The 17766-nt window shown below is 71.8% G+C and carries 16 protein-coding genes; 3 read left to right on the top strand and 13 right to left on the bottom strand.

Annotated features, from left to right (window positions below; genetic code table 11):
• Positions 1-115 precede the first annotated feature (115 nt).
• Entirely contained in the window at positions 116-1267 is a 1152-nt protein-coding gene (locus ACQPWW_RS05520; RefSeq protein ID WP_433129760.1) for a GNAT family N-acetyltransferase, read from the top strand.
• A complete protein-coding gene (locus ACQPWW_RS05515) occupies positions 1264-2376 on the top strand; it encodes a GNAT family N-acetyltransferase (RefSeq protein ID WP_433129758.1) in 1113 nt (370 codons plus the stop codon). The genes ACQPWW_RS05520 and ACQPWW_RS05515 overlap by 4 nt, the downstream gene beginning before the upstream one ends.
• A 76-nt stretch (positions 2377-2452) precedes the next feature.
• Here ACQPWW_RS05515 and hpf read toward each other — a convergent pair whose 3' ends face one another.
• The 8 genes from hpf to efeU all read right to left on the bottom strand — a co-directional run bounded on the left by hpf (position 2453) and on the right by efeU (position 11899).
• Complete coding sequence (gene hpf / locus ACQPWW_RS05510; protein WP_433129756.1) at positions 2453-3088, bottom strand: ribosome hibernation-promoting factor, HPF/YfiA family; 636 nt, start codon at positions 3086-3088, stop codon at positions 2453-2455.
• 246 nt (positions 3089-3334) lie between these two features.
• On the bottom strand, positions 3335-4042 hold the full coding sequence (locus ACQPWW_RS05505; RefSeq protein ID WP_433129754.1) for a ComF family protein: 708 nt from the start codon (positions 4040-4042) through the stop codon (positions 3335-3337).
• A 9-nt stretch (positions 4043-4051) separates the two neighbouring features.
• Positions 4052-5866, bottom strand: a complete 1815-nt coding sequence (locus ACQPWW_RS05500; RefSeq protein WP_433129752.1) for an LpqB family beta-propeller domain-containing protein — start codon at positions 5864-5866, stop codon at positions 4052-4054.
• Positions 5863-7620, bottom strand: coding sequence for an MtrAB system histidine kinase MtrB (gene mtrB / locus ACQPWW_RS05495; RefSeq protein ID WP_433129750.1), 1758 nt, complete (start codon positions 7618-7620; stop codon positions 5863-5865). The genes ACQPWW_RS05500 and mtrB overlap by 4 nt, the downstream gene beginning before the upstream one ends.
• 12 nt (positions 7621-7632) lie before the next feature.
• A complete protein-coding gene (mtrA, locus tag ACQPWW_RS05490; RefSeq protein WP_110564421.1) occupies positions 7633-8322 on the bottom strand; it encodes an MtrAB system response regulator MtrA in 690 nt (229 codons plus the stop codon).
• A 226-nt stretch (positions 8323-8548) separates the two neighbouring features.
• Positions 8549-9826, bottom strand: a complete 1278-nt coding sequence (gene efeB / locus ACQPWW_RS05485; RefSeq protein ID WP_433129746.1) for an iron uptake transporter deferrochelatase/peroxidase subunit — start codon at positions 9824-9826, stop codon at positions 8549-8551.
• A gap of 19 nt (positions 9827-9845) precedes the next feature.
• Positions 9846-10979 (bottom strand): iron uptake system protein EfeO, encoded by a 1134-nt coding sequence (gene efeO, locus ACQPWW_RS05480; protein ID WP_433129744.1) that lies wholly within the window; start codon positions 10977-10979, stop codon positions 9846-9848.
• Between the two features lie 23 nt (positions 10980-11002).
• Positions 11003-11899 carry an iron uptake transporter permease EfeU gene (efeU, locus tag ACQPWW_RS05475; protein ID WP_433129742.1) on the bottom strand — a complete coding sequence of 299 codons (897 nt, stop codon included), beginning with the start codon at positions 11897-11899 and terminating at the stop codon, positions 11003-11005.
• Positions 11900-12069: 170 nt separating this feature from the next.
• Between efeU and ACQPWW_RS05470 the strand changes: the two genes are divergently transcribed.
• Positions 12070-12228 (top strand): hypothetical protein, encoded by a 159-nt coding sequence (locus tag ACQPWW_RS05470; protein WP_433129740.1) that lies wholly within the window; start codon positions 12070-12072, stop codon positions 12226-12228.
• Positions 12229-12301: 73 nt separating this feature from the next.
• Here the strand turns inward: ACQPWW_RS05470 and ahcY are convergent, their stop codons facing one another.
• From ahcY to ACQPWW_RS05445, 5 genes are all read right to left on the bottom strand, one after another.
• Positions 12302-13801, bottom strand: coding sequence for an adenosylhomocysteinase (gene ahcY / locus ACQPWW_RS05465; protein ID WP_433129738.1), 1500 nt, complete (start codon positions 13799-13801; stop codon positions 12302-12304).
• A gap of 279 nt (positions 13802-14080) precedes the next feature.
• Positions 14081-15244 (bottom strand): mannose-6-phosphate isomerase, class I, encoded by a 1164-nt coding sequence (gene manA / locus ACQPWW_RS05460; RefSeq protein ID WP_433129736.1) that lies wholly within the window; start codon positions 15242-15244, stop codon positions 14081-14083.
• 3 nt (positions 15245-15247) lie between these two features.
• Positions 15248-16249, bottom strand: a complete 1002-nt coding sequence (locus tag ACQPWW_RS05455; protein WP_433129734.1) for a cation diffusion facilitator family transporter — start codon at positions 16247-16249, stop codon at positions 15248-15250.
• A 121-nt stretch (positions 16250-16370) separates the two neighbouring features.
• Positions 16371-17567: an SIS domain-containing protein gene (locus tag ACQPWW_RS05450; protein WP_357802437.1), complete on the bottom strand. Its 1197-nt coding sequence runs from the start codon at positions 17565-17567 to the stop codon at positions 16371-16373.
• Entirely contained in the window at positions 17564-17749 is a 186-nt protein-coding gene (locus tag ACQPWW_RS05445) for a Trm112 family protein (RefSeq protein ID WP_091394023.1), read from the bottom strand. The genes ACQPWW_RS05450 and ACQPWW_RS05445 overlap by 4 nt, the downstream gene beginning before the upstream one ends.
• Positions 17750-17766 lie beyond the last annotated feature (17 nt).

Raw genomic sequence — 17766 nt, 5'->3', positions numbered from 1 at the left:
AATGGTCACTGGTGGCGGGGGTCGACCCCGCCGAACCCGACATAATTCGCGTCCTGCGCACCTCTCGAACGTTATCCGGTTACGCCGTCGGCGAACGGTGCGGCACCATGCACGGATGGAGCCCGTGGAGATCATCGAGGACGGCGTGCTGCTGCGGCCCTGGCGCGACACCGACGCCGACGCCGTACACCAGGCGTGCCAGGACCCGGACATTCAGCGCTGGACCAGCGTGCCACGCCCATATCTGCCCGAACACGCCCTCGGCTTCGTGACCGAGCTGACCGGGGCGGCCTGGGCGGCGGGCACCGGAGCGCCGTTCGCGGTCTGCGATCCGGCGACCGGTGAGCTGCTCGGCTCGTGCGGGTTGATCTCCATCGACCGGGACGGCACCGGTGAGGTCGGTTACTGGACCGCCCCCTGGGCGCGCGGCCGGGGCGTGATGGTCCGGGCCACCCGGGCGGTGGCCCGCTGGTCCCTCGACACCCTCGGGCTGCGCCGGCTGATCTGGCAGGCCGAGGTGGGCAACCACGCCTCCCGACTTGTCGCCCTCCGGGCCGGTTTCCGGATCGACGGCCGGCTGCGGCGGGCCAACCCGACGACGCGGTCCGCCGCGGACGGCTGGATCGGCACCCTGCTCCCCGGCGAGGTGCCCGCGCCCGGGGAGACCGGGCCGGCCGGCCCCGGCACCCTCGCCGCCCGGCGCGCCGCGGTCTTCGGCCGCCCGCAGCCCACCCTGTTCGCCACCGCCAAGGCCGGGGAGCTGCGCCTGCGGCCGATGGAGGAGCAGGACCTGGATGCCGTGACGCAGACCTGCCGGGACCCGGAGACCATCCGCTGGACGACAGTGCCGGACCCGTACCAGCAGGCCGACGCGCAGGAGTACCAGGTCTACGGTCGGGACGCCTGGGCTCGGGGGCAGTCCGCCTGCTTCGTGGTCGCCGACCCGGACGACAGGTACGTGGGCACCATCGACCTGCGGCTCTCCCCCGCCGACGCGCTGCTTGCCGACGTGGGCTTCATGACCGCCCCGGCGGCCCGAGGTCGGGGCTACATGCCGGCCGCGCTCGTCGCGCTCAGCACCTGGGGCTGCGCCACGCTGGGCCTGGCCCGGATCGAGTGGAAGGCGAACGTGGGCAACACCGCCTCCCGCCGGGTGGCGGAGAAGGCGGGCTTCACGATCGAGGGGACCGCCCGGGGCGGGGTACAGCACCGGGGCGAGCGGGTCGACGCCTGGGTGGCCGCGCTGCTCGCCAAGGACCTGACGTGAGCCTCGATCCGGTCGTCGAGGCGTACGGGGTGCGCCTGCGGCCGTTCCGCTCCGAGGACACCGCCGACGTGGTCGACGGCTGCGCGGACCCGCTGACCCAACGGTTCGTCTCGAACCTGCCCACCCCGTACACCCGGACCGACGCCGGGTGGTGGATCGACGTCGGCGCTCCGGCGGTCTGGACCGGCGGCGGCGCGGCGTACGCCGTCGCGGACCCGGCCACCGACCGGCTGCTCGGCGCGGTGGGGCTGAGCAACCCGGTGCCCGCGCGTGGCCAGGCCGAGATCGGCTACTGGTTGCGGCCGACGGCCCGCGGACGAGGCCTGGCCACCGCGGCGACCCGCGCGCTCGCCGAGCACGCGTTCGCCGCCGGAACGGCTCGGCTCGAGCTGCTCACCGACGCGGAGAACGGCCCGAGCCAGCGGGTCGCGCTGGCCGCCGGCTTCCGCTACGAGGGTTCGCGCCGGTCCGCCGGTAGCGCCCGGGACGGGGGGCGGCACGACCTGCTGGCCTGGGTACGCCTCGCCGACGACCCGCCCGGCCCGGCCGCCCGCCTGCTGCCCGACCTGCCGGACGGGGTGCTCACCGACCGGGTGGTCACACTGCGCCGACTCGCGCCGGACGACGCCGACCTGATGTACCGGCTGCACAGTCGGCCCGAGGTGGTGGCGAACCAGGCGCCACCCGTGCCGCCGACGCGGGAGGCGATCGGGCGACGGTGCCGTCTCGCGGAGAGCGGCTGGCTGACCGGTGAGATCGCCCGACTGCTGATCACGGACGTGGCGAGCGGCGAGCCGGCGGGTAGCTGCGGGCTGTCGTACACCGACGTGGCGGCCGGCGAGGCGTCGGTCGGCTACGCGTTGCTGCCCGACTGGCGCGGCCGGGGGTACGCGACCCGGGCGGTCCGACTGCTTGCGGACTGGGCGTTCGGGACGGCGGGGATCGCCCGGCTGACCGCCGGCACGGTGCCGGACAACACCGCGTCGCACCGCGTGCTGGAGCGGGTCGGGTTCCGGCGCGAGGCCGTGCAGCGCGGCCGGCTGCCCGGGTTGGCCGGCGCCCGCCTGGACGACCTGACCTTCGCGTTGCTTCCCAGCGAACGCCGCTGACTCCGCCCCCGCCGGGGATCACGGGGTGGTGCCGGGCGCACCCGGCACCACCCCGTGATCGCGGGTCGGCTCGTGGTCAGGTGGCGAGGGAGATGATGCCGTAGTCGTACGCGTGGCGCCGGTAGACGACGCTCGGGCGGCCGGACTCCTTGTCCTGGAACAGGTAGAAGTCGTGGCCGACCAGTTCCATCTCGAACAGCGCGTCGTCGATCGTCATCGGCTCCGCCGGGTGCACCTTCTCCCGGGCGATGTGCCACGGCTGGTCGTCGTACTCCTCCTCGACCCGCTCCGCGACGGCGGTGCCGGCGCGGGCACCGTCGAGCGGCGCGTTCAGCGTGCTGGTCCCCAGATCGGCGACCGGCAGGCCCGCGGTGGCTTCGGCGACGGAGATCGGCGCGTGCCGACCCCGGTGTACGCGACGGCGGTCGGCCGCTCGGCGCAGCCGGGTGTCGAGCTTCGCGATGGCCGCGTCGAGTGCGCTGTAGAAGTCGTTCGTGCAGGCCTCGGCCCGCATCACCGGGCCCCTGGACACGCAGGTGATCTCCACCCGCTGGCAGTGCTCGGCCTGGCGCGGATTGCGCTCGTGGAACAGCTCCACATCGACACGAATCAGCTTGTGGTCGTATCGTTCGATCTTTGCGAGTTTCTCGGCTACGTGTACCCGGTAATGGTCCGGCACTTCGACGTTTCGGCCCTTGACCACGATGTCCACGTGACCTCCCTTGTTCGGACGGTCTTCGATCCGGCAACCCGGTCGCGCGCCGTGGGGGGGACCCGCTGGCGTCGACCGGTTGGTACGGCTACGCCTCCTCTCACCGCCGAGGGTGGGTGGAACGACCTCCTACCCCCGACAGCGAAACGCTAACTCCTGTTCGCTCGGCAGTCACCCCAAGTTGCCAAGACTGCCCAGGATTTTTCGCAGCTCATACACCAACGGGTGAAACGGAAACACAGTCGGTTACGAGAGGTGTCTTTTCTGGGTCGCCGCGAGTACCGCGGCGACACTCGGCACCCATCCGGTCGCACTCAGCACCCTGGCCGCGGCGGCCAGTGTCACGCCGGTGGTGACGATGTCGTCGAGCAGCACCACGACCGGCGTCGCGCCGGCGACACGACCCGGACCCGCCGTGGCGCGCGGCCGGAAGGCGGCCTCGGCCGCCGCCGCGCGCCCGGCGCTGTCCAGGCTTACCGAGTCGGGCCGGGGCAGCGCTCGCAGCGGGCGGTACACCCGCGCCGTCCAGCCGCCCTGGTGGAGCCGGGCCGCGCAGTGCCGGGCCAACCGGTCCAGGTGGTCCCCGTACCGGGACCGGGCCGCCGCCGCCGTGTCCGGCACCGGAACCAGCGCCACGGGACGAGCCACCCCGACCGCCGCCGCGACAACCTCGGCGAGCAACGCGCCGAGCGGGCGGGCCAGACCGTGCCGGCCGTGTTCCTTGTACGCCAGCAGGGCCTCGCGCAGCGGGCCGGCGTAGGGGCCGAGGGCGACGCAGGACGGCAGGCCCGGCGGCGCGGGCGTCGGACGGACCGACAGTGGGCGCAGCGCGCCCAGCGCCGCCACGCAGGCCGGGCAGACCCCGTGCCGCAGGCCGGGCCGGCGCTCCCGACAACCCGCGCAGTCGGCGGGCAACACCAGGTCGGCGAGGTCCGCCCAGAGGCCGGTCACCACGTCACCCGCTCAGTAGAGGAAGAACGGCGCCGACGGGTTGCTCGGGCGGACACCGGTCGGGACCGGGGGGATGTCCCGTACGCGGTCCGGCTCGATCCGTTCGAAGGGGCTGCTGCGGTAGGCCACCCCGTTCGCCTCGTACATGTAGGCCCCGCTGGGCACCCGCACCGTGCGATTGGTCGGGTACGCGGTCAGATGGTTGACCTTGGCACCGAGGTCGGTCCGCAGCGGCGTCTCCAGCGCGCCGTCGACGCTGATCTCGTAGATCGCCGGCTGACGGACGGACCCCGCCACCACCAGTTGGTCCTCGCTGCCCCAGTCGACAGCGGTGAGGGCGGTCAGCGAGGTGGCCACCTGCCGGGGTGGGCCGATGGAGACGCCGCCGCCGTCCGGGTTCACCGCGGCGACGTAGAGCCGGCCACCGGCGATCAACGCGACCCGCTGGCCGTCCAGCGCGGCAGCCACCGCTGTGACGTCGGCGGGCAGGTTGAGGGGCACCTGGTACATCCGCGCCGCCTCGTCGAACCGGTACAGCTGCCCGTCGGCGACGACCAGGCCACGGCCGGGGCGCGCGTCGACGGTACGCAACCAGACCGGACGGCTCATCGAGGAGTATTCGGACGTGCTGCGGTTGAGGGCGGAGACCGGTACGGCGCCCGTGCCCACCGCGAGGCGGTGCCGGCCGTCGCTGCTGCCGGTGACGACCATCGCGGCGAGGACCCGCTGTTCCTTGGCCACCGCCAGGTCGGCGGAGACGATGGCCCGGTTGACCTCGGGCGCCAGCGGAACGGTGCCGCTGAGTTCGCTGCCGAAGTCGAGCGGATGGATGGCGCCCTCGTACAGGCCGAACCGCTGCGGGCTCTCGGCGTTCGGGTAGAGCTGGTGGGAGTTCCGTCGCTCGCTCAGGTCCTCCACGGGCAGCGAGTTGTTGCGGATCTTCAACTCCAGCTCACCCGGCAGGTCCCCCAACGACCAGGCGATCTGTGTGATCAACTGGTCGATCCCGTTCTGGTCGTCGCCGGACATGTCCAGGTTGACCTCCCACCGGCCGTTGCCACCGGTGGCGTTGTTGATCAGCTCGGTGCGGTCGGGCAGCCCGACGACGCCCGGGCGCAACCAGTCGGAGGGACCACCGACCAGCCACTTCACCACCTCGTTGACCCGGCGCTCATCCGGCACGGCGAGCGGCCGGTAGCGCTGGTCGGGCACGAGGCGGGTGCGGTCCGAACTCCAGAAGTAGATCGACTCGTCCTGGTAGTAGCGACGAAGGGCGACGTCGCTGAGCAGCAGCACGTTCGGCGGATCGAAGATGTACAACCCGGCACGCTCGTCGTTGATGCCACTGTTGAACGCCGCGCTGCGGATCCCGAACTCGTACTCCGTCTCGGTCGCCACCGGCGGCGCCAGGGTGCCGTTGGCCCGCAGCACCCCGATCTGCTGCACGGTGATCTTCACGGTGGTGGTCGAGTCGCTGTTGAGCGTGTAGACCGCCTCCCGCAGCCGGACCACGTTCAGCGCGACCTCGCTGCCCTTCTTCTCCTGGAGGCGGGCCTTGTTCTCCGGGGCGATGAACGCCTTGACCCGCTCGTACGCCCGATCCGGCTCCCCGGCGGCGGCGGACAGGAAGTTGCGGACGAACGCCTCGTTGACGCTGCCGCTCGCCGTTCGCGTCGGCGGCTCACTGCCGGGACCGTTGACCACGCCGGCCCCCGTCGCGGCCCCGCCCTTGCCGTCCACCCGCACGTCGGACGCCGCCGGGATGCCGCAGCCAGCGCCCAGCAGCACCACCACGCCGAGCGCCGCGACCAGAGCCGGCCGTCTCATGAGCGCACCTCCGCCCGCTGTCCGTCCCCGGTCGGCGCCGGGTCGATCGCCAGTGCCCCGCCGGTGCCGGGCCCGATGGCCAGCGGACCACCGTCGCGGGGGCCGCCGAACGGCAGCGCGGCGTCGGCCGGCACCAGTCGCAGCGGCGAGGTGGTGAGCCGGTCACCGGCACGGGCCGGCAGCGTGAGCCGGAACTGCGCGCCCTGCCCGGGAGCACCCCACGCCTCCAGCCAGCCGCCGTGCAGCCGGGCGTCCTCCAGGCTGATCGACAGGCCGAGGCCGGTGCCGCCGGTCTGCCGGGCCCGGGACGGGTCCGCCCGCCAGAACCTGTTGAACACCAGCTTCTCCTCGCCCACCTTGAGCCCCACGCCACGGTCGCGGACGGTGATCGCCACGGCGGTCTCGTCCACCCCGAGGGTGATCAGCACCGGCTTGGCCTCGCCGTGTTCGACGGCGTTGCCGACCAGGTTGCGCAACACGCGCTCGACCCGGCGCGGGTCGACCTCGGCGATCACCGGCGTGCCCGGCAGGTCGAGTTCGATGGGTACGCCCACCCGCTCGGCCAGGCCAGCCAGCCGGTCGACCACCCGGTGCACCACCGGCACCAGGTCGGTCGGCTCGGAGTCCAGCATGGCGAAGCCAGCGTCGAAGCGGCTGATCTCCAACAGGTCGGTGAGCAACTCCTCGAAGCGGTCCAGCTCGGCCTGGAGCAGCTCGGCGCTGCGGGCCACCGCCGGGTCGAACTCGTCGCGCTCGGCGAAGATCAGGTCAGCGGCCATCCGCACCGTGGTCAGCGGGGTACGCAGCTCGTGCGAGACGTCGGAGGTGAACCGGCGTTGCAGTCGGGACATCTCCTCCAGGCGCAGGATCTGCCGTTGCAGGTTGGTGGCCATCTGGTTGAAGGAGGCGGCGAGCAGGGCGAGGTCGTCCTCGCCGTTGACCACCATCCGCTGGTCGAGCAGGCCGGCGGAGAGTCGCTGGGCGGTCCGTGCGGCGACCCGGACCGGGGTGACGACCAACCGGGTGACAAGCGCCGCCAGCAGCCCGAGCAGGATCACCAGGGCGACCCCGGTGGCCACGACGGTGGCGCGGGCGTCGGCGGCGGTGACGTCCTGCCGGGTCAACGGGACCAGGTAGTAGAGCTCGATCTGGCCGAAGCGGGTGGGCACCGGCGAGCCGTAGACCAGGTATTTGGTGGACTCGCCGGTGAGCCGCCCGGTGCGGATCTGGCTGGCCACCTTGCCGTCGGCGATCGTGGCCCGCAGCTCCGGGCTGATCAGCGACTGGACGTTCGCCGACGGCGCGGTGCGGGTCTGGATGTCGTTGCGGTACCCGTCGGCGGTGATCGCCACCACCACCCCGCTGGTCTGCTGGGGGTCACCGCCGGCCAGGTAGTTGACGGTGCCGTCGATGGTCTCCTGGAGCTGCGCCTCCTGCGGCTGACCGTAGAGGGAGACCTGCTTGGCCGTGTAGCTGGCGCCGCTGATCACCCGCTGTCGGACGTCGCTGCGGGCGTTGTCGAGCAGGATGGTCGTGATCTTGTCGGCGATCAGGAACGCGAACCCGCCGACAAGCAGGCTGGACGCGACAAGCGTGATGGTCACGACCCGGACCTGTAGTGAGCGGCGCCAGGTCTGGTGCGCCCGGGCCACCACCCGGGCGACCCGGCCGCTCACCGCGCGCCAGATCTCCCCACCGGCGCTGGGCCGGCGGGCAGACGTGCTCGGGGGGTGTGGGAGCGGCGAGGTCGACACAGTGCGACCAGGCTATCCGGTCCCCGCCTTGTATCCCACGCCCCGCACGGTGAGGATGATTTCCGGTCGCTCCGGGTCCGGCTCGATCTTGGCGCGCAACCGCTGGACGTGCACGTTGACCAGGCGGGTGTCGGCCGCGTGCCGGTAGCCCCAGACCTGCTCCAGCAGCACCTCGCGGGTGAAGACCTGACGCGGCTTGCGGGCGAGCGCGACGAGCAGGTCGAACTCCAGCGGAGTCAGCTTCACCTCCTCGTCGTTGCGGCTGACGGTATGCGCGGGCACGTCGATGGTGATCTGGTTGTCGGGTGGCCCGATGGTCAGCATCTCGGGGGCCACGTCCTCGCCTCGGCGCAGGCGGGCCCGCATCCGGGCGACCAGCTCCTTGGGCTTGAACGGCTTGACCACGTAGTCGTCGGCGCCGGACTCCAGGCCGAGCACGACGTCCACGGTGTCGCTCTTGGCGGTCAGCATGACGATCGGCACGCCGGACTCCGCCCGGATCGACCGGGCGACGTCGATACCGCTCATACCAGGCAGCATCAGGTCGAGCAGCACGATATCGGGACGGCTGTCACGAAAGGCGGCCAACGCCCGCTCGCCGTCCGCCACAAACGAGGGCTGGAAGCCCTCGCTGCGCAGCACGATGCCGAGCATCTCGGCGAGCGCGGGGTCGTCGTCGACCACCAGTACGCGGGCTCTCATGGGATTAATATTGCATCCTCATTCAGTTCGGTGGGACCGGCGTCCGCCGGTAACGCAGGGTGCCGCCGAAGAAGCGCTCGTCGCAACCCGCGGCGGCGGCGCCACGTGCTGCGGTGTCTGGCGCACGGATGACCCTCCGGCCCAGGCTGTCACCATGATCCCCCTTCGACGCCGCCCCGCGCCACCGCAGCCCGCGCCGGTGCCGCTGTCGCCAACCCGACCCGGGTCAGCCGAAGAGCGCGCGCCCCCAGTGGTCCCCGCCGTCGCGTACCCCGGGAGGGCAGGCGAACACCCCGCTGGAGACGTGCCGCAGGTATTCGTTCATCACGTCGTGCCGCGCCAGCTGGGTCTGGATCGGCACGAACTGGCGGCGCGGATCGCGCTGGTAGGCGATGAAGAAGAGGCCCGCGTCGAGCCGGCCGAGGCCGTCCGAGCCATCGACGAAGTTGTAGCCCCGGCGCAGCAGCTGGGCGCCGTTGTTCCGGCTCGGGTGGGCCAGCGTCACGTGCGCGTGCTCGGCGATCACCGGCTTGCCGTCCGCGCCGCGCGCGGCGAAGTCCGGCTCGTCGAACTCGCCGGTCCGGCCGAGGGGGGCGCCGCTGCCCTTGGTCCGGCCGACGATCTCCTCCTGCTCGGCCAGGGAGGTCCGGTCCCAGGTCTCCACCAGCATCCGGATCTTGCGGGTGACCAGGTACGAGCCGCCCGTCATCCAGTCCGGCCCGTCACCCGGCTGCACCCACAACTGGTCGCGCAGCAACTCGGTGTCCTCGGCCTTGAGGTTGGCCGTACCGTCCTTGAACCCGAACAGGTTGCGGGCGGTGGCCTGGTCACGGGAGGTCGACGAGGTACGCCCGAAGCCGAGCTGCGACCAGCGGACGCTCACCACACCCATGCCGAGCCGGGCCAGGTTGCGGATCGCGTGCACCGCTACCTGCGGATCGTTGGCGCACGCCTGCACGCAGAGATCACCGCCGGAGAGCTGCGGTTGCAGGGCGTCGCCGGGGAACTTCGGCAGCTCGGCCAGGGCGGCGGGCCGCCGGTCGGCAATGCCGAAGCGGTCCCGGCCGTCGGCGTCGCGGAACAACGTCGGCCCGAAGCCGATCGTCAGGGTGAGCTGCGACGGGGGCAGGCCGAGCGCCTCGCCGGTGTCGTCCGGTGGGGCCTCCGGCATTCCGCCCACCGCGCCGAGCACCCCGGCGTCCCGCCCCGCGGTCATCCGGGCGGCGGCGGCCGTCCACTCCTCGAGCAGCTCGACCAGCCGGGCCCGGTCCTTCGTGATCACGTCGAAGGCGACGAAGTGCAGCCGGTCCTGCGCCGGGGTGACGATGCCGGCCTGGTGCTCGCCGTGGAACGGCACCGCGCCGGCCGGGTGGTCGCTCGCCGCGGCCGGGCCACGGGAGCCGTTGACAAGCGCCGTGGCGCCGACCGACATCCCGGCGACCCCGGCCACGCCGGCGCCGGCGAGCGTGATCGCCCGCCGCCGGGTCAACCTGCTCCCGCTCATCACTCCCCCTGACGTCCGGTCACTTCGCGACGGCCGCGGCGACCTTGCTGATGGGCTCGGCGAGCGCGTTGATCCCGTCGGAGAGATCCTTGAGCTCGGCCTTGCTCAGCGCGGTGTGCAGCTTCCACCCGTCGCCGTCGCGGTGCTTGCCGAGCAACGCCTCGACGTTGGCGAACTCGGTGTCCAACTGCGTGACCAGCTCCGGCGAGCGCTGCTGGAGGGCCGGCCGCAGGGCGGACACGGCGGCCTTGGAACCTTCGAGGTTGGCGGCGAAGTCCCACAGGTCGGTGTGCGAGTAGCGGTCCTCCTCGCCGGTGATCTTGCCGCTGGCCACCTCGTCCAGCAGTTCCTTGGCACCGTTGGCGAGCTGGAGCGGGGAGAGCTTCTCGGCGTTGGCCTTGGCCACGATCTCCTTGACGTCCACCAGCAGGCGGTCGGCGATCGGGCCGTCCTTGCTGATGTCGCCCGACTGCCAGAGGTCCTTCTCGATCCGGTGGAAGCCGGTGAACTCCATCCCCTCCTCGATGACCTCCTCGCGGCCATCGATCTTGGGGTCGAGGTCGCCGAAGATCTCGGCCACCGGCTCGATCCGCTCCCAGTAGGTGCGGGCGACCGGGTAGAGCGCCTTGGACTTCGCCACGTCGCCGGCCTTGACCGCGGTGACGAACTCCTCGGTCTTGTCCAGCAGGGCGTCGGTCTGGCTCTTGACGTAGCGCTGGTAGTTCTCGGCCGCGCCGGCCAGCGCGGCGTCGGCGGTGAGCGGCTGCGCCGACCCGCTGACCTTGAGCGCGCCCCGGATGCCCTTGCCGCTCATCCCGGGCTTGCAGGCCGTCTGGTAGGTGCCGGCCGGCAACTCCACGTGCAGCTCACGGCTCAGTCCCGGGGCGATGTTCTCCACCTCGCCCATGACCCGGTCGCCGTCGGCGTACACGTAGAACTCGGTCACCTTGGCACCGGAGTTGGTGATCTTGAAGGTGGCGGTGCCGGCGCCCAGGTCCGTGGTGCCGACCTCACAGGCGGTGTCCGTCGCCTTGACCGCGATCGGGCCGCCGGCCGCGGCCGGGTCGTCCTTGTCGGCACCGGAGCAGGCGGTCACACCGGCCGTCGCCAGCACACCGACGGCGGCCAGCGCGAAAAATCGGGTGGTACGCATCTGAGCTGTCTCTCCTCGTGGGGTCAGGCACGCTGCGGCGTGGCTGCCGCCTCGGCCTCGGCGCCGGTGTCGGCTCCGCGCTCGGTGACTGTGGTTTTCGCGGCGGGTGCCGGCTTACGGCGGGCCGGCCGCAGGAAGAGCAGAAGGACCGGCACGGCGTACCCGATCCAGGCGATCGTTTCCAGCACGGAGGGCGCGGGCGTCACGTTGAACATGCCCGCGAGCAGGGCCGCGTACCAGGTGGTCGGGTCGAGCGCGCCGGTGATGTCGAAGGCCAGGTCGTTCAGGCCGGGCAGGACACCGGCCTCCTGGAAGTCGTGGACGCCGTACTTGAGGATGCCGGCGGCGACCAGGATCAGCAGCGCGCCGGTCCAGGTGAAGAACTTGCTGAGGTTGATCCGCAGGGCGCTGGCGTAGAGCAGCACGCCGAGCACCACGGCGGTGACGATGCCGCCGATCAACGCGAGCAGCGGCCCGCTGTCACCGGCCGCGCCCTGGGCGGCCGAGTAGAAGATCAGCGCGGTTTCCAGGCCCTCCCGGATCACCGCGAGAAAGGCCATGCCGGCGACCGCGAACGAGCCGACGGCGAGCGCCTCGGTCAACTTCCCCCGCAGCTCGCCGGCGATGGTCCGGGCCGCTCGACGCATCCAGAAGATCATCCAGGTGACGAAGACCACGGCGGCGACGGAGGTGATCGCCTCGAACAACTCCCGGTCCTCGTAGCGGGAGAAGAGCGAGGTCGACGTGTACTCGATCAGCCAGCCGAAGAGCACCGACAGCACCACGGCCAGGCCGACGCCCGCCCAGACCTGAGGCAGCCGGTCCCGGCGCTGCGACTTCACCAGGAAGGCGACCAGGATGCTGACGACCAGGGTGGCTTCCAGGCCTTCCCGCAGGCCGATCAGGTAGGTGGCGAACATCCGGGCTCCGAGTTCATTAGGTACGCCTCAACTAACTTAGGGCAGGCATACCTTGCTCTCTGCTCAGGAGCCTCGTCAAGTCGTTCACGACAAGCTCACTCGACCTCACGCTCACGGCTCGGCCGACCGGCGACGGGACTCCACCGTTCGGCTGTGGAAGGATCCCCGCCGTGAAGGGATTCCTGCCGTGGTTGGCGGTGCTGGCCCTGGTCGTCCTGCTCAGCGCGCTGCGCCTGCGGGCGCTGGCCACCGTCGTGTCGCTCGGTTGGCTGGTCTGGTGCGTCTGGACGTGGTTCCGCCCCACCCGCCGCGACTCCCGTTCGGGCTGACCCCGCCGGCTCCGGGCGGACACGACGAACCGGGCCGGCTGCGCACAGCCGACCCGGTCCGGAAGAGCGTCGATCAGTAGCGGTAGTGGTCCGGCTTGAACGGACCCTCGGTGGAGACACCCAGGTACGCGGCCTGCTCCTTGGTCAGCGTGCTCAGCTTGGCGCCGAGCGCTCCCAGGTGCAGCCGGGCCACCTTCTCGTCCAGGTGCTTGGGCAGCACGTAGACGCCGATCGGGTACTCCTCGGTCTTCGTGAACAGCTCGATCTGCGCGATCGTCTGGTTGGCGAACGAGTTCGACATCACGAAGCTCGGGTGCCCGGTCGCGTTGCCGAGGTTCAGCAGGCGACCCTCGGACAGCACGATGATGGCGTGCCCGTCGGCGAAGCGCCACAGGTCGACCTGCGGCTTGATGTTGACCCGCTCGACGTCGGAACGCTTGGCCAGACCGGCCATGTCGATCTCGTTGTCGAAGTGGCCGATGTTGCCGACGATGGCCTGGTGCTTCATCCGGGCCATGTGCTCGTTGGTGATGACGTCGAAGCAACCGGTGGCGGTGATGAAGATGTCCGCCTGCTCGACAACGTCGTCCAGGGTGGCGACCTGGTAGCCGTCCATCGCGGCCTGCAACGCGCAGATCGGGTCCACCTCGGTCACCACGACCCGGGCGCCCTGGCCGCGCAGCGACTCGGCGCACCCCTTGCCCACGTCGCCATAGCCCATCACCACTGCCATCTTGCCGCCGATCAGCACGTCGGTGGCCCGGTTGATGCCGTCGATGAGCGAGTGCCGACAGCCGTACTTGTTGTCGAACTTGCTCTTGGTCACCGAGTCGTTGACGTTGATGGCCGGGAAGAGCAGGGTGCCCGCGCGGTGCATCTCGTAGAGCCGGTGCACGCCGGTGGTGGTCTCCTCGGTCACGCCCTTGATGCCGGCGGAGATCCGGGTCCAGCGCTGGCCGTCCTCGGCGAGCGAACGGTGCAGCAGTTCGAGGATGACCGCGTACTCCTCGGAGTCGGCGGACTCGACCGGCGGCACCGCCCCGACCTTCTCGAACTCGGCGCCCTTGTGGACGAGCAGGGTGGCGTCGCCACCGTCGTCGAGGATCATGTTGGGGCCCTGCCCGTCCGGCCAGGCGAGCACCTGCTCGGTGCACCACCAGTATTCCGGAAGGGTCTCGCCCTTCCACGCGTACACCGGGACGCCGGCGGGAGCGTCGGCGGTGCCGTTCGGGCCGACGACGATCGCGGCGGCGGCGTGGTCCTGGGTGGAGAAGATGTTGCAGGACGCCCAGCGCACCTGTGCGCCGAGGGCGACCAGCGTCTCGATCAGGACGGCGGTCTGGATGGTCATGTGCAGCGAGCCGGTGATCCGCGCGCCGGCCAGCGGCTGCGCCTCGGCGAACTCGCGGCGGATCGCCATCAGGCCGGGCATCTCGTGCTCGGCGAGCTGGATCTCCTTGCGCCCGAACTCGGCGAGCGACAGATCCGCCACCTTGAAGTCGCCTTCGGCGAGGGTGCTTGGCCGGGCCTCGGACGGCGTACCGCTGGGGGACGCCGGGAGGGTGCTGGTCATGAAAGCTCCTGTCGAACGATGTCTGCGCCGACCTTCCACCTTACGCGCGCCGTCGACTGGTGTCGGGGACGGTCCGTAGACAGCGCACGGGGCGGTCGGTGATGAACGGCCTTCGCCGCCCACGTCCCGCCCGCCCCGTGCATCCCCCCGGTTTGGTTCCCCGCACGTTCTCGGACCGTCGTCGCGATAACGCTGCGTACTCATAGAGTCACACTCGGGCAACTCGTCGTCAAGCTATTCCGGAAAAGTCGGACTTGTGTCGTCGCTGGCGCTGACGGGTCACCGCAGTCCGGAGGTCGCCACGTACGCCTCGCCGTCACCGCTGATCCGCAGCGGCTCACCGGCCGCGGTGCCGATCGCCGCCTCACCGGACACCAGCGTCACCGCACCGACGCCGTCGTCCACGGTGACCGCGCCACCGGCGCAGAGCACCACCCGGGGACCGGGCAACGGCAGCGCCACCGAGGGCACCGCCGCGCCCACCCGCACCCGGTGCAGCGCGAAATCGTCAACCGGCACTGGCCACCAGTCCACGCCCGGCCCGACCGGCAGCGCGGCCCGCACCGGCTCGTCGAGCACCTCGAAGCGGAGGACCCGCAGCAGCTCGTCGACGTCCACCCGTTTCGGGGTCAGCCCACCCCGCAGCACGTTGTCGCTGGCCGCCATGATCTCCACACCGCAGCCGCTCAGGTAGGCGTGCAGGTTGCCGGCGGGCATCCAGATCGCCTCCCCCGGCACCAGCCGCACGTGGTGCAGCAGCAACGCCACAAGCACCCCGGGATCCGCCGGGTACGCCTCGGCCAGCCGGCGGGCCAACTCCGCGTCCGGTCCGTCGACCGGGGCCGCCAGCACGGAATTCAGCAACCCGTCGCGCTCGGCGACCGGCCAGCCGAGCAGCGTCCGCACCGCCGTACGCAGCCCCGCCGGCCCGGCCCGCAACGCGGCGACCACCGGCGTCAACTCCGGTACGCCGAACGCGGCGATCGCCTCGGCCGACTCCGCCGGATCCCGGAAACCGCACAGTGCCTCGAACGGAGTGAGCGCGACGAGCAACTCCGGTTTGTGGTGCGGGTCGGAATAGTTGCGCTGCCCCTCGGGGAGCCCCGCCTCCGCCGCGTAGCCCGCCCGCGCCTGTTCCGCGTCCGGGTGTGCCTGCAGGCTCAGCGGCGCGTCGGCAGCGAGCACCTTGAGCAGGAACGGCAGCCGGCTGCCGAACCGCTCGGACACCCGTTGGCCGAGCCACTGCCCCGGCTCGTCCCGCACCAGGTCACAGAGGCTCACCCGCTGGCCGGCACGGTCGACTCTGGCCGGAGCGCCCGGGTGGGCGCCCAACCACAGCTCCGCCTCCGGACCCGCGCTGGGCGCCACCCGGCCCTGGAGGAGAGCGAGGGCCGAGCGGGAGCCCCAGGCGTAGTCGCGGATCGGTCCGTAGAGTGGCTCCACAGGTCAGCCCCCGGGCCGCCCGGCCGCCTCGCCCGACGCGTCCTGCGGCACGGCGGTGTCGGCCGCCGCGCCGGTGCCGGCCTCGGCGGCGGCGACGCTGTAGACGTCCGGCTCCAGGTAGATCACCCGGGCGATCGGCACCGCGGCGCGGATCCGCGCCTCCACAGCGTTGATGCCACGGGCCAGGTCGTGAGCGCTCTCCCACGCCGGCACGGCGATCTTCGCGGCCACCATCAGCTCTTCCGGCCCCAGGTAGAGCGTCTTCATGTGGATGATCCGCTCCACCTCGGGGCCGTCGGTGACAGCCCGCTCGATGACGGCCAGGTCGGACGCCTCGGCGCCCTCACCGAGCAGCAGGCTCTTCGTCTCGATGGCCAGCACGATCGCGATGACCACCAGCAACACACCGATCATGGCGGTGCCGGCGGCGTCCCACTCACCGTCGCCGGTGATCAACGTCATGCTGACGCCGAACAACGCGAACACCAGACCGACGAGCGCGCCGAAGTCCTCCAGCAGCACGACCGGCAGCTCGGGCGCCTTGGCCCGGCGGATGAAGCGCACCCAGGACTGGTTGCCGCGGATGTGGTTGGACTCCTTGATGGCGGTCCGGAAGGAGAACCCCTCCATCACGATCGCGGCCAGCAGCACGACCACCGGCACCCACTGCCAGGAGTCGATGCCATGCGGGTCGTGCCACTTGTGGTACGCCTCGTAGAGCGCGAACAGGCCACCGATGCTGAACAGCACGATCGACACGATGAACGCGTAGATGTAGCGCTCCCGGCCGTACCCGAACGGGTGTTCCGGGGTGGCCGCCCGCTTCGCCCGCTTGCCGCCGAGCAGCAGCAGACCCTGGTTGCCGGAGTCGGCGACCGAGTGGATCGACTCCGCCAGCATCGACGACGAGCCGGTCAGCAGGAAGGCGACGAACTTCGTGACGGCGATGCCGACGTTGGCCAGCAGGGCCGCGACAATCGCCTTCGTCCCGCCGTTCGCGCTCATGCCACCACTCCGCTGCCGGTAGTGGTGGCGTGGGACGCCACGCTGCTGAGCCAGCCGACTGGCTCGCCGCGCCGAACGAAGCTGCTCGATCCGCGCATGCCGCGCCGCCCCCTACGGTCGTTCACTGGTTCGACAGCTCCTTCATCTCGGTGATGGCCGGCACGGCCATCGGGTCCAGCCCATGGGCCAGGGCAAGGTAGATCGAGGCGAAATCCGGGACCGCGATCAGCGAGGCCAACCGCTCCAGCGCGGAGCCACCCTCGGCGGTCACCACGTCACACCGCACGCCGCGACGCTCGGCGAGGGTCTGCACCGCGTCCGCGCGGCGCTCCTCGACGGCGAGGGGCTCGTCGGTGTCGTCCTCGGCGTTGAGCCCGCCGTCGCGCAGCAGCACGAGCCGGAGCCGGGTGCCTTCGCCGTCGTCCTCCGCCGGATCGGCGAAGATGTCCCGCTCGCCCTCGGCCAGGCCACCGAAGACGCCGTCGAGCAGCCCGACCCGACCCCGGCCGGCCTCACCGAGCGCTCCGGTGACCACCGGGTAGCGGGCGTTCGCCGACAGGGTGTCGCCGAACCGGCGGGCGGCCACGGTGGCCAGCGGGGACGAGCCCCAGACGATCGGGATCGAGCCGGCCAGGCCTAGGGCCAGTGACTTCGCCGGGTTGACGAAGGACTCCGCGGCGGAGCGGCAGCGGTCCGCGTCGGCGTCGAGCCGGGCCGCGGTCTCCGCCAGATCCGCCTCGTTGACCTTCACGAGCCCGAGCGAACGGGCCGCGAGCAGGACCGGCACGGTGAGCGCCCAGAGGCTGGCTCGGGCCGGGGCACGCCGGGGCACCGGAATGAACGGCGCCCGGGCCTGCTCGGCGATCGACTGCAACTGCGAGTCGGGGGCGCCCACGGCGACCAGCCGGGCACCCCGCCGGTGCGCCGCCTCGGCGGCACCGAGTGCCTCCGGACTACGACCGGACGCGCTCACCGCGATCACCACGTCCGCCGCGCCCACCCAACCGGGTACGCCCGCGCTGCGGTGCCCGATGATCGGGACCGGGCAGCGCGGACCGGCGACAGTGGCCAGCACATCCCCGGTACGCCCCGCGGTGCCGATGCCGGCGATCACGACGGCTCGGGGACGCCCGTCGTCGGCGAGCACCGCCAGGTTCGCCTCCGCGGCCAGGGCCGCGCTCTCGCGAACCTGCGCACCGGCCGACGCCGTGTGTCGGAGCATGCCGCCCGGGTCGTGCTCGGCCAGCGCCTCCGGGTTGTCGAGCAGGGCCTCGTCGGCGTCGCGACGACCGCTGACCCCGGCCGTACCGTCGATCATGAGGACTGCCCCGGGCCGCCGCGCGCCTCGTCGAGCAGCAGCACCGGCACGTCGTCGCGGACCTCGAAGATCCGGCCACACTCCGTGCAGGTCAGCGTCTGCGCCTCGGCGTCGTAGGTGAGCGGGGCGTGGTGCGTGTCCGGACAGGCGAGAATCTCGAGCAACTGCGGATCCAGGGCCATGGCACGGCTCCTTCCAC

Source organism: Micromonospora sp. CA-240977 (genome assembly GCF_050942285.1).
Lineage (GTDB): Bacteria > Actinomycetota > Actinomycetes > Mycobacteriales > Micromonosporaceae > Micromonospora.
The sequence above is the reverse complement of the archived record's forward strand: the minus strand, read 5'-3'. Positions and strand labels throughout refer to the sequence as shown.